At 41.3% G+C, this 13,076-nt stretch carries 8 protein-coding genes; 3 read left to right on the forward strand and 5 right to left on the reverse strand.

The features are described from left to right. Positions 1-23: 23 nt before the first annotated feature. Both J8Z25_RS13145 and J8Z25_RS13150 read right to left on the reverse strand, forming a co-directional pair. Positions 24-2,627, reverse strand: coding sequence for a DUF2339 domain-containing protein (locus J8Z25_RS13145; protein ID WP_250661175.1), 2,604 nt, complete (start codon positions 2,625-2,627; stop codon positions 24-26). A 105-nt stretch (positions 2,628-2,732) separates the two neighbouring features. Continuing rightward, on the reverse strand, positions 2,733-4,094 hold the full coding sequence (locus J8Z25_RS13150) for a hypothetical protein (RefSeq protein ID WP_167658566.1): 1,362 nt from the start codon (positions 4,092-4,094) through the stop codon (positions 2,733-2,735). A gap of 341 nt (positions 4,095-4,435) precedes the next feature. On the opposite strand from J8Z25_RS13150, the gene purU reads away from it, so the two are divergent. Then, a complete protein-coding gene (purU, locus tag J8Z25_RS13155; RefSeq protein WP_130050711.1) occupies positions 4,436-5,266 on the forward strand; it encodes a formyltetrahydrofolate deformylase in 831 nt (276 codons plus the stop codon). 55 nt (positions 5,267-5,321) lie between these two features. Here the strand turns inward: purU and J8Z25_RS13160 are convergent, their stop codons facing one another. After that, positions 5,322-5,972: a response regulator transcription factor gene (locus J8Z25_RS13160; RefSeq protein WP_130050710.1), complete on the reverse strand. Its 651-nt coding sequence runs from the start codon at positions 5,970-5,972 to the stop codon at positions 5,322-5,324. Positions 5,973-6,068: 96 nt separating this feature from the next. Beyond that, positions 6,069-8,009, reverse strand: coding sequence for an acetate--CoA ligase (acs, locus tag J8Z25_RS13165; protein ID WP_130050709.1), 1,941 nt, complete (start codon positions 8,007-8,009; stop codon positions 6,069-6,071). 282 nt (positions 8,010-8,291) lie between these two features. Between acs and J8Z25_RS13170 the strand changes: the two genes are divergently transcribed. Next, a complete protein-coding gene (locus J8Z25_RS13170; protein WP_130050708.1) occupies positions 8,292-9,458 on the forward strand; it encodes a DcaP family trimeric outer membrane transporter in 1,167 nt (388 codons plus the stop codon). Between the two features lie 191 nt (positions 9,459-9,649). Further along, positions 9,650-11,773 (forward strand): TonB-dependent siderophore receptor, encoded by a 2,124-nt coding sequence (locus tag J8Z25_RS13175; protein WP_250661176.1) that lies wholly within the window; start codon positions 9,650-9,652, stop codon positions 11,771-11,773. 206 nt (positions 11,774-11,979) lie between these two features. On the opposite strand, the gene recA is transcribed toward J8Z25_RS13175, so the two are convergent. After that, positions 11,980-13,026, reverse strand: a complete 1,047-nt coding sequence (gene recA / locus J8Z25_RS13180; protein WP_130050706.1) for a recombinase RecA — start codon at positions 13,024-13,026, stop codon at positions 11,980-11,982. Positions 13,027-13,076: the final 50 nt, after the last annotated feature.

The following is a 13,076-nucleotide window of genomic DNA, read 5'->3' on the forward strand; positions in this document are numbered from 1 at the left end:
CCAAAGTTTTTAACAACATCGATTTAAGGCAAAGCTGAGGGCTTTGCCTTAAATTTTTGGAACAACCAACTAAGTGCAACTAGCGATAAGCCTAAACCGATAAACGAAATAGCACGCAGTAACCCGGTTAAGTTTGCCATATCAACCAAGAACACTTTTAATACCACCAGCGCCAATATCCCTAGGCCGAACTTTTGTAATACCGTAATGGTTTTTAACTGCCCTACCACGACTACCAAAGCACCGATGATAAGCCAAGCTAAAGAATAACTGTAAAGCTCTGCATCTGAGGTCGGCAAAGCAAGATTTATAAATTCTCCTTGCCAGTTGTGGCGAATTTCCGCATTGATGTATAACACACTCAACACACCTGAAAATACTGTAAACAGCTTATGCAAATAGCGCTGAGATTTTGTCAGTTGGCTTGCCCAAATTGCAATACTAGCAGGAACTAACCAGAGTAAGAGTAACCAGTTAACAATCGGCCAACTGCCTATATTTATCGGCTCAAAAAACGGATTTACAGCGGTAAAGCTTTTCAGTACGAGCAAGCCACTCAATGTTAATAAAGCAAAACCTGCAACTTCATAAAGTTTACCTAATTGCTCAGTAAATCGTGAACGCATTAGGTAGACACATCCCAATATTCCCCAGTTACAAGTCAGCAAAATATATTCATACACAGACAAATCCGCAAAGTCAGGATAGTGCCCTACCAACTGATAGCTCGTCTCTGTGGTAATAAATAAAGCGATACAATGAAGCATGGCACCTTCTAGCCAAACGCGAACAGTTTGCTGCTGCCAGTGCCTTGCTGCCATGTAAAATAAGCCTGCACATACAGGGTACACAACTAAACTCCAATGCATCCCGAGCAACAGCGCATCACTGTAGTCAGCTGACCAAGGAGCAAAGCTTAACCTAACAAGTAAAGCGCCAACTAAGCCTTTAAGGGGCCAAGTAGGAATACTGAGTTTATGTTTATTGACATAAAAACTGACTAACAACACTTGCGCAGCAAGCGCTAAGGTTAAGCTGCTACCCTCTAATAGCATGGTTAACGCTAAACTAATGTTGGCATTACCACCAAGCCAGTAACTAAATACCTGCATTGGATTTGTACTATTGATTGATAACTTAAATAGCCAAGCAGATAGTGCCAATAATACAAAGCACCAAACCGGATACGCCGTCATCAAGGCATGATCGGGAGTAATGACATATAAGCAACTAATAATCACAAAGCCTGAAAGTGAAGCGAGTAAAGCAAAACCTAAGCGTTTAGGGTATTTTCGACCAAACAAAAACCCATAACCAGCAAACAAAGCAATAAAAAATAGCCCTGCTCCATAATTTTTTCTAAAAACAAAAAGCGGCTCAGAATAATCTACTGCATTGTATTGCCCTGTAAGCAAGCACACCACACTCACTACAGCTATTATCAGCCAGTGATCCCATACACTGTTTTTTAATACCAAAAACAACAGTAAAGCCACTAACGACAACATACTAAGCTGCCAGGTTAGTAGCTGGTTACTGCTTATGAGTAAAAGATAAAGTGGCATGACAACAGCTAATAACAGAAGGTTATCGGGCAGTTGTTTCAGTAGCGTTTTAAAGCGGTGTGGGCGGTATTCAACTTGTTTAATAGTCAGCCCTAAGCGTGGAATCGCAATTAACAATACAATGCTAAACAGCGCATAAAGATTAATAAACCAGTGCAGGTTTTTCGCTGCACTCATTGCAACCAAGCAATACCAGCCTAAATGCCCCGCCCATAACAGATACCACAACCAATGCCGTTTTACGTAATGTGCGACTAGCGAAGCTGATACACTGACAAAAGCAACATAAGTAAGGAGTGCAACAAAGTCATTACTCCCAGTATCTACCCATACAGGCACACTGTAAGCGCCAATAATACCAATTACAGCCAGCACGGGGCCAAAACGTAATGCCATCCAGCTTGCAGCCAAAGAGACCAAGGTTAAAATGCTAAATGCTGGTAAGGCTTGTAGTAAGCCATAATGGCTGTAGGCTAGTAAGGTCAATGCAAAACAACTAATAAAGCCGCCACTTGCCAGCGCCGCGGGAATATAGTTGCTAAACCCATCAAAGATAATACCTTTACGATGTAAAACCTCAGCCGCGACAATTAAGCTCAAACCAAAAATAGCGCCAAGTATGAGTCGCATGGTTTCGGATAATAAACCGGCTTCAAGTGAATAGCGGGCCAAAAAGATACCACCAAAGGCAAGAGCAACCGCTCCTACCCAAGTTAGCCAATTGGCTTTAATTTGTGTAACGAGTTGGCTAACTAGCGGATTAAAAGTTGCAGGCTTGGGTTTCGTTTGCTGTGGCTTTTTAGCCATTGCCTCACTTGGCTTATTAATGGCTTCAGGCTTTGGTTCTAGTTTTGAAGTGTCGGTCAGATCTTCGTTTAAACTATCAAACGAATTTACAGTATTTGCTTGTGAATTATGAATATATGGCGCGTTAAGTTTTATTCGAAGAGCAGCCACTTCTCGCTTCAAACTAGACAGTTGAAAAAAGGCAATAATGCCAGCAATTGAGCCACCTACAACAACTAATGCTAGTAATATTAGTAACGCAATACCGTCGTCCATACTCACTCCATGTGTACGCTTTAAACAAAAAAGCAAAAACCTTAATTGTTTATATAATAAACACTTAGCAAGAGTAAAGAAACAACGATATTGCGTTCAAGCCGGTTAAGACTGTTCAGTCACCGTACGCTCTAAGGTCATTTTATAACCTGAATAAGTAGTTTCATCGTGTTCAATCACCAAGATATAGTTACCTTCTTCAGTAAAATCCATATCGCTCTGTTGTAATAGCACAATCTGTTGGCCGTTATCTTCAAACACCACATAGGTTGTATAAACTTCGTTATCAACCACCTGCTCTTTTTGGTCGTATTGATCTAAACCTTCAACGACATTACTAGTATCATCAACGGTTTCACCATTGAGAGTGAAATACACATCGACTTCATCAATCTGTTGCCCTACATAGTTATCAATTAAATTAACCACAGTAACTGTGTGGCTATAGCTGCTAGGTGTTAGGTTTTCTTCAATGGTCATCATACGAGGGCCGTAATCTTTGTCATTGTAGAATAGACCAACCGCACTTTGCTCACGCTCTAATGTCATTAAGAAGTTATCAACAATCTTGTCGCCAGCCTCATCTAACATGGCTACGCTATAACTATTTGGTGACATACTCATGTATTCAGAGTAATTATCGTTGCTTACAACTTCGGTATTGGTAGACGTTGTTCCTCTTGTTACTTTAAATTGGGTTTGTGTGTAATCATCAATAGTATTAATAAATCGCAACTGGCCTTGTGCGTCTTGGTGGTTTAGTTGAGTCACCGAGCTACTTGCCGTCACTACATCAAGGGTAATGCCGTCTTCTTCTGTTGCATAACTTGGGCGGATCATCGCCATGTAAGTTGCTTCATCATTAAAGTACAATTTTGGTGATTCAAAAATCACATCAGTGCTACCACTGGCAGTGACATAAATAGTGTAATAACCTTCCTCAAGCGTAGATAGTTCTGGCTCTACCAGGTACTGCGAAGTCATCAGTAACTCTGCGGTATCAAATAAACCGTCATCAGTGGCAATGTAAACATCGTAAATCTTGTCTTCGCCGACGATATTAAAAAAGCCAACATTAAACTCATCCTCTTCGCTTGAAGATGGCACACTGAGCTCAGTAAACGTTGGCTCAGCAAAATCACCATTCATTACTAGCAACTGGGTTTGATCGTCTTTAATTTTAATGGCTTCTTCATCAATAGTGATATAGCTATCGTTGACATCAACATACTTAAAACTTAGCTCATACTCACCCGAGCTGTAATTATGGCGGGTTGATACATCACCAAAATCTGCGCCCGAACGTTCAGTGTCATCAACAAATAAACGTGTATAGGGGCTATTATAAGAGCCATTGTACAGTTGCACATAGCCGCTGTTGCTATTGCTGCTGTCGTCACTAGAACAGGCAGCCAGCACCGAAAGCAAACTTGTGACAACAATTGTTTTAAGCAGAGTACTTTTCATGGAGTTTATTCCTTATTGTTTGTAATAATCTACTTTGACTCAACTAAAGCAATAAAATTCTATATTTTACAAACGATTACCTTCACTTACAGTTACTTACGTTAAGGTTAAAAAGTGTAGAAAATGATGTAGAAAAGCACTTAATTAATCATAATTATGGACAGAAAATCACATTTATAATGAAAGAAGCCTACTTTTACACAAAAAGTAAATAATGGTTACATTTTAGGCGCCTAAGCAATCAAATAAGATAAATTATTAGATAGTTCAATTTGCGCTATGCAGCGCTAAAAAAATTAGCAAATAATGGTGTTCACACAAACGGGATTAGAATGAGGACTATGAACACTATTTTAACCACACAATGCGATGATGATGTTGGTCTAATTGCCAAGATCACCGGTCTTTGTCATCAGCATAATTTAAACATTACACGTAATAACGAATTTGTAGATAAAGACGCTAAACGCTTTTTTATGCGTACAGAGTTAAGCGGCGTTATTTCAGATGATTTTTTACCAAGCCTTGCTGAGCTACTGCCTGATGGCGCAGAGCTTGCCCTGCATAGCAACGAAAAAACCAAAGTAGTATTGCTTGCCACCAAAGAAGCCCATTGTTTAGGCGGTGTATTACTTAAGCAATTCGAAAAAGCATTAAATATCGAAGTACTGGCTGTGATTGCCAACTATGCAGATTTAGCTCCGCTAGCTGCAGGCTTTGGCGTACCATTTCATGTGGTGTCGCACGAAGGTTTAAGCCGTGCAGAGCATGATCAACAAGTAGGTGATTTAATTGCCAGCTATCAGCCAGATATTATTGGTCTAGCTAAATATATGCGTATTTTAAGCCCCGAATTTGTGGCGCGCTTTGAAGGTAAAATTATTAATATCCACCATTCATTTTTACCCGCCTTTATTGGTGCAAAGCCTTACCATCAAGCATTTGAACGCGGCGTGAAAATTATCGGTGCTACCGCACACTTTGTTAATAACGAGCTTGATGAAGGACCGATTATTTTACAGGATGTGACGCATGTCAGTCATGCTGATACCGCAGAGATGATGGCAAAAATGGGTAAAGATGTAGAGAAAACGGTGTTCTGCAAAGCACTGCAACTAGCATCTGAGCATAAACTGTTTATTAATGGTAATCGAACAGTGGTGTTCGCTTAAGCTATAAAATGAAGAGGCTGTATGGCCTCTTTATTATTTTTGTTATCAGTAATTTTTATGCCGACTCAATAGGCTCTAATTGTAATTTAGAAGCAATTAATACCGCTTGAGTACGATTATACACACCTAGCTTTCTAAAAATTGCTGTAATGTGTGCTTTAACTGTTGCTTCAGAAATATGTAATTCGTAAGCAATTTGTTTGTTTAACAAGCCTTCATGTAAGTATTGTAAAACCTTATATTGTTGTGGCGTAAGTGAGGCCACTTGCGCTGCAATTTCTTTGTCTTCGCCATCAACAGCAGCCACTTTGTCTTTAAGTTCAAGTGGAAGCCAAACATCGCCTTCAAGAATGTGGTTGATTGCCAATGCAATATCATCTGATGAAGATGACTTAGGAATAAATCCCATCGCACCATACCCCATTACTTTAGAAACTACATTGATGTCTTCGCTGCCAGAAACAACAGCTATTGGTAAGCTTGGATAGTCTTCGCGAATGCGAATAAGGCCGTATAAATCGCCATTGCCTGGCATGTGAAGGTCTAGTAGTAAGATATCAAGATCTTCTTGTTCGCTTAGCACCTGCAAAGTGGTCTCAAAGTTTTCTGATTCAAACACTTCTAAATCAGCGAACTTAGCACTCAATGCCCCTTTCAGCGCTTCACGAAATAACGGATGATCGTCCGCTATTAAAAACTGACTCATGGTTCACTCCTAATAAATTCGGCTGACACCTATTTCTAAGTGACAGCCGATATACTACGTTTAGAATCAACTTCTAATCAAGTTTTTAACGCGATTTTAACGATTTAATCGGTTTTCGATTAGCTCATCAACAACACTTGGATCGGCTAGTGTAGACGTATCACCAAGCTGTTGGTGCTCGTTTGCCGCAATTTTACGTAAAATTCGACGCATGATCTTACCAGAACGTGTTTTTGGTAGACCAGGAGACCATTGGATCATATCTGGTGAAGCGATTGGGCTTAATTCTTTACGAACCCAGTTACGTACCTCTTTCGTTAGTTCATCGCTCACTACAACACCTTCATTTGGTGTGATGTAAACATAGATGCCCTGACCTTTAATATCATGCGGGTAACCGACTACAGCAGCTTCTGCCACCGCTTCGTGAGCTACAAGTGCACTTTCGATTTCTGCAGTACCTAGGCGGTGACCTGATACGTTAAGCACGTCATCTACACGGCCAGTGATCCAGTAGTAGCCATCTTCATCACGACGACAACCGTCACCTGTGAAGTACACACCTGGGTATGCTGAGAAATAGGTTTGTTCAAAGCGTTCATGGTCGCCATAAACTGTACGTGCTTGTGATGGCCAGCTGTCTAAAATAACAAGATTACCATCAACCGCGCCTTCTAGTGTATTCCCTTCAGCATCAAATAGTGCAGGGGCAATACCAAAGAACGGACGTGTTGCTGAGCCTGGTTTCATATCTGTCGCACCTGGTAATGGTGTGATCATGATGCCACCAGTCTCTGTTTGCCACCAAGTATCTACGATTGGGCAATTTTCGTTACCAATATGCTCGTAATACCACGCCCAAGCTTCTGGGTTAATTGGCTCACCCACTGACCCCATTACGCGCAAGCTTTTGCGTGTTGAGGTAGCTGTTGGTTCATCACCTTTTGCCATTAGAGCACGAATAGCCGTTGGTGCTGTATATAGGATAGTCACGTTGTGCTTATCAATCACTTCACCCATACGGCCCGCTGTTGGGTAGGTTGGTACACCTTCAAATACCACTTGCGTGCAGCCATTCACTAATGGGCCATAAGCAATGTAGCTGTGACCTGTGATCCAGCCCACATCAGCACTACACCAGAAAATATCATCTTCTTTTAGATCAAACACGTATTCATGTGTCATCGATGCATAAACGAGATAACCCCCGGTTGTATGAACTACACCTTTTGGTTGACCCGTTGAGCCTGAGGTATAAAGAATGAAAAGCGGATCTTCTGCATTCATTGGCTCTGGTTCACACTCAGCAGGTAAGTCAGCGACAAGTTCATGCCACCAAATATCATGGCTATTCCACTCAACTTCACCACCGGTTAACTGATGCACAATAACGTGCTCAACCGTGGTAACTGAATCTTGTGATACCGCTTCATCAACATTTGCCTTAAGTGGTACGCAATTGCCAGCACGACGACCTTCGTCTGAAGTAATTACCACTTTAGCGCCTGAATCATTAATTCGGTCAGCAATCGCTGATGGAGAGAAACCACCAAATACCACAGAGTGAATCGCACCAATACGTGCACAAGCTTGCATAGCGTAAATAGCCTGTGGTGTCATTGGCATGTAAATAGCGACACGGTCACCTTTTGATACGCCTAATTTTTTAAGGCCATTGGCTAGTTTAGCTACTTCGTCATGAAGCTGTTGGTAGCTAATATTTTCGTTGTGTTCAGGGTTGTCGCCTTCCCAAATGAGGGCTGTTTTATCGGCTTTAGTGGCAAGGTGGCGGTCAATACAGTTATAAGATGCGTTAAGTTGGCCGTCTTCATACCAGCGAATGCTGATGTGGCCTTTGTCGAATGAGGTGTTCTTTACTTTATTATAAGGAGTTGACCAATCAAGACGTTTACCGTGCTCTCGCCAAAATCCTTCAGGGTCATCAATAGATTGCTTGTACAGTGTATTATATTTATCGTTATCAACTAGTGCTGCATTCTTGATATGCGCTGGTACTGGATAGATACTTTCTGACATTGTTGTCGTCTCCATTTTAATTACTTGCCTACGGCCTGCTTCAAGGATCACTCAGCAAAGCCCCTGAAAGTATTAGACCTTAGTTGTATATCTTGCCATTTAACAAAAAACTTCGAAATTGCCTTCTATAATCTAGTCCAATGTTAGGTTGGATGCGATTTAACGACCCATTCCACCTTAGTCTAATAGACCAATAGATAATTGAGAGAAGTCATTTCTTAAACAACAGTGATACAACAACATTAATGCAATCAACAAGTAGCTTCGACAGGAATACACATTATGACAACAACAAAAGTAACCGCATTAAAAACACTCACAGCTTCAGCTGTTTTATGTGCACTTGCAGGTACCGCTAACGCCGCAACCATTGGCAACACTGACGTTTCTTATGGTGGCTATGTAAAACTTGATGCCATGTGGAGTGATTACTCTGCAGGCGTACCAGCTGGCGGCAGTATTGGCCGTGACTTTTACGTACCGGGTACAACACCGGTAGGCGCAGACAGCGACAGCGATGCTGTGTTTGACATGCATGCACGCCAATCTCGCTTTAACCTAGGCACAGCAACAAAGTTAGACGATGGTAAAACCATTAAAACTAAAATTGAAATCGACTTTATTGCTTCAGCGCCAGGCGGTAATGAACGTGTTAGTAACTCTTACGCGCCTCGTATTCGTCAAGCATTTGTGACTTATGATGGTTGGTTATTTGGTCAAGCTTGGTCAAACTTCCAAAACGTAGGCGCATTACCTGAAACGCTCGACTTCGTTGGTCCTGCTGAAGGTACTGTGTTCGTCCGTCAAGCACAGGCACGCTACACCACAGGTAATTGGTCATTCTCTATCGAAAACCCAGAGAGTACAGTCACTGTTGGCGGAGCACGCGTAGCTACCGATGATGCATCAATGCCAGACTTTACAGCACGTTACGCACATAAAGCTGATTGGGGTGAATTAGTATTTACCGGTCTTGCTCGCCAGCTAACTTATAAACAAAATGGTATTGATGCTGATACATCATCGTTTGGTATCAGTGCCTCAGGTAAAGTTAATTTTGGCCAAAATAACCTTAAATTTATGCTTACTCAGGGTTCAGGTTTAGGCCGCTACATTGGTCTAAATGTAGCTAATGGTGCTGTTCTTGACGGTGATGATCTAGATGCAATTGATTCAACATCAGGCTTTATTGCCTACCAACAACACTGGAACAGCCAATGGCGCTCAACTTTCCTTTACTCATTCTTCTCAGCAGATAACAACACAGATTTACTTGCTGTGACTGGCGATCCTACAGAAATGAGCCAAAGCTATAGTGCCAACCTTTTATATTCGCCTGTTAAAAAGCTTACATTTGGTGTTGAATTTAAACATGCTGAGCGTGAGTTAGAAAGCGGTGCAGACGGCGATATGGATCGTCTGCAATTCTCTGCAAAATATGTGTTTTAAGATTTAAACTCGTTTTACTTCCTGAAGCGGCTTCGGCCGCTTTTTTTATATCTCCTTTTTATATTTCTATGCCCTTTAAACTTTTTTACAAACAATTATTCACTAAAACAAAAACCCTAATTGCAAATTATTTTCATTTAGATTAAATTACGCATTAATCTCACTATTCATTGAACTAATTGGAACTTTGCATGTCATCAACAAAATTTTTGCGCTTATCTCAATTAAGCCTTGTGACCTCAGCACTTTTAAGTGGCCACGCTTTTGCAGAACAACAAAAAGAAGAACAAGCAATTGAAAAAATTGCCGTTTATGGCCAGCATCATAAAAACTACATCACTGAAGAAGCACAGTCGGCAACCAAATTAGGGCTAACAATTAAAGAAACACCGCAGTCAATCTCTGTTGTTTCACGTGCTTTAATGGATGACTTCTCACTTGATAACATCAATGCAGTGTTAGAAAGTACGCCAGGTGTGACTGTTGAGCAAATCGAAACTGACCGTACTTATTTTAAAGCCCGCGGTTTTGAGATCACCAACTTCCAAGTTAATGGCATGGGTATGCCACAAGACAACGGTTCAATCCAAGGTACTCTTGATACTTCTATTTTCGATAGTGTTGAAATTGTGCGTGGTGCCAATGGTTTAATGACAGGTGCTGGTAACCCATCAGCAACTGTGAACATGGTTCTAAAGCGCCCTACTAACCAAACACAAGTCAATGCGTCTGTATCCTATGGCTCTTGGAACAACAAGCGTTTAGAGCTTGACGCTTCAACTGCTATTAACGAAAACCATGCTGTACGCGCTGTATTCACTAAGCACAAAACTGAGTCATACCTTGACCGCTACGAGCAAGATAAAACAATTTATTACCTAGCCTACGAAGGTCAGCTAACTGATAGTACAGTAGTAACTGCAAACTACGTAAATCAAAAGAAAGATGCTGACAGCCCACTTTGGGGTGCCTTACCGCTTTATTACAGCGATGGTTCAGCAACAAACTTTGATGCTTCAACCAGCACAGCATCTGACTGGTCATACTGGAATAACACGACAGAGCAGCTGTTCTTATCAATTGAGCAAGCAATCACCAATACTTGGTTCTTAAAAGCAAGCTACGCGCACTTAGAAAATGAGCAAGACTCGGAGCTTTTCTATGTTTATGGCACACCAGATAGAGAAACTGGCCTTGGCTTAACGGGTTATGCGAGTGAATATGACCACAAAGATAAGCACGACATTTTAGATATCTACGCAACAGGTAAATTTAATTTATTTGGTATGGAGCATGACCTGTCATTTGGTGTAAACCAAGCAGATATGGATTACAAAGATAAATCATTGTATGACTACACTACCGGTAATGGTTTCCCAGCAATGCCTGAACTAGGTGGCTGGGATGGTGTTGCGCCAGTTCCAACACTTACTGATGGTTTAACAGGTGCTGATATCACTAGCCGTCAACGCTCTGCATATATTTCAACGCGCATCCGTGCCACTGACGCATTTAGTGTTTTAGCTGGCGTGAGCCAGGTAAACTGGGAAACTGAGGGCGAATCGTACGGCGTCGCAAAAGATAAAGACAGTGACCAAACAGTGCCTTACTTCGGTGCTGTGTATGATATCAACGAGCGCTTTTCAACTTACGCAAGCTACACAGAAACATTTGTGCCGCAAACAGAACGTGACATTAATGGCGATTACTTAGACCCTATCACAGGAAAAAGCAGCGAAATTGGTGTAAAAGCACAGCTACTTGATGACGACTTGTTTGTAACAGTTGCTTACTTTGATGCTAAACAAGTTGGCCTTGCTGTAGCTATCCCTGATTCATTACCTGATGACACGCGCTACTATGGCGCAGATGGCATTAACAGCGATGGCATTGAAGTAGAACTTAGTGGTCAAATCAACGAAACACTAAGTGCTAGCTTCAGCTACAGCAATCTAAACATTGATGGTGATGAGTTAGTAAAAGACTACACACCTGAAAACCAGTTCAAACTTGCTGTAACTCATAAAGTGCCTGAGATTGATGGTTTAACCTTTGGCTTAAACTATCGTTGGCAAGACGATACAAAACGCGTACAAGTTCGTGATGCGGCAACAAATGCTGCACTTATCACTACTACGCAAGATGCGTATGGTCTTTTAAACCTAATGGCAACGTACGATATTAATGACAATATGAGCGTTAACTTGAATATTAATAACGTGACCAACGAAAAGTACATCCACAGTCTTTTCTGGGCGCAAGGCTATTACGGTGCACCGCGTAACTACTCAGTGTCTTTCAACTGGCAGCTTTAAGTTTTAAGCTGTAAGTGCATGAAAAGCCGCATTATATGCGGCTTTTCATGAAAGAGTTACAAGAGTAAAGTTAGAAAGGAGAAAGTGATTGAACGCGATATAAAATCGCTGCTACAAGCACCCATAAAAAAACCGCTAACAATGTAGCGGTCTTTTTGTGTTAAGTGCGGGTCAAATCACGCTTAACTGTACTTTTTTAGCGGTACTTATAGCTCGTCTTCAGCTATTAGGCCTGCATCTTCACCATCTTCAGGTTGCACAGTTGCTTGAAGTAATAGCATCTCACGTAACTTACCTTCGATCTCATCTGCGATCTCAGGGTTGTCTTTTAAGAACTTAATTGAGTTTGCTTTACCTTGACCAACTTTGTTGCCATTGTAGCTATACCAAGCACCTGATTTTTCAACAATCTTATGCTTAACACCTAGGTCTATTAACTCGCCTTGTTTAGAAATACCTTCACCATACATAATGATGAACTCAGCTTGTTTAAACGGCGGAGCAACCTTATTCTTAACTACTTTAACGCGGGTTTCATTACCTACAACCTCATCGCCTTCTTTCACTGAACCAATACGACGAATATCGATACGTACTGAAGCATAGAACTTAAGTGCGTTACCACCCGTTGTTGTTTCAGGGTTACCAAACATAACACCAATTTTCATACGGATTTGGTTGATGAAAATACATAGCGTGTTTGAACGCTTGATGTTACCTGTAAGCTTACGTAATGCTTGTGACATTAAGCGAGCTTGAAGACCCATGTGTGAGTCACCCATGTCGCCTTCGATTTCAGCTTTAGGTGTTAAAGCTGCTACCGAGTCAACAATCACAACATCAACAGCACTTGAACGAACTAACATGTCACAGATTTCTAATGCTTGCTCACCAGTATCTGGCTGAGAAACAAGTAAGTCATCGATGTTTACACCCAATTTTTGTGCGTATACAGGATCTAGAGCGTGCTCAGCATCTACGAATGCACAGGTTTTACCTTGCTTTTGAGCTTCAGCGATAACTTGTAAAGTAAGCGTTGTTTTACCTGATGATTCAGGACCATACACTTCAACAATACGACCCGTAGGTAAACCACCAATACCTAATGCGATATCGATACCCAGTGAACCTGTTGAGATTGCTTCAATATCTAGGGCTTTGTTGTCGCCCAGTTTCATAATTGAGCCTTTACCAAATTGACGCTCAATTTGTGATAAAGCAGCGTCTAAGGCTTTTTGTTTGTTATCGTTCATTCTGTTCTCCAAATCCGGCTAATGCAGACAGTATACTGTATGAAATCACA

This window comes from Pseudoalteromonas sp. SCSIO 43101 (assembly GCF_023650775.1).
GTDB classification, from domain to species: domain Bacteria; phylum Pseudomonadota; class Gammaproteobacteria; order Enterobacterales; family Alteromonadaceae; genus Pseudoalteromonas; species Pseudoalteromonas apostichopi.

Excerpts from the sequence above, each read along its gene's own strand:
- J8Z25_RS13145 (WP_250661175.1), bottom strand. The coding sequence starts at position 2,627 with ATGGACGACGGTATTGCGTTACTAATATTACTAGCATTAGTTGTTGTA.
- J8Z25_RS13150 (WP_167658566.1), bottom strand. The coding sequence starts at position 4,094 with ATGAAAAGTACTCTGCTTAAAACAATTGTTGTCACAAGTTTGCTTTCG.
- purU (WP_130050711.1), top strand. The coding sequence starts at position 4,436 with ATGAACACTATTTTAACCACACAATGCGATGATGATGTTGGTCTAATT.
- J8Z25_RS13160 (WP_130050710.1), bottom strand. The coding sequence starts at position 5,972 with ATGAGTCAGTTTTTAATAGCGGACGATCATCCGTTATTTCGTGAAGCG.
- acs (WP_130050709.1), bottom strand. The coding sequence starts at position 8,009 with ATGTCAGAAAGTATCTATCCAGTACCAGCGCATATCAAGAATGCAGCA.
- J8Z25_RS13170 (WP_130050708.1), top strand. The coding sequence starts at position 8,292 with ATGACAACAACAAAAGTAACCGCATTAAAAACACTCACAGCTTCAGCT.
- J8Z25_RS13175 (WP_250661176.1), top strand. The coding sequence starts at position 9,650 with ATGTCATCAACAAAATTTTTGCGCTTATCTCAATTAAGCCTTGTGACC.
- recA (WP_130050706.1), bottom strand. The coding sequence starts at position 13,026 with ATGAACGATAACAAACAAAAAGCCTTAGACGCTGCTTTATCACAAATT.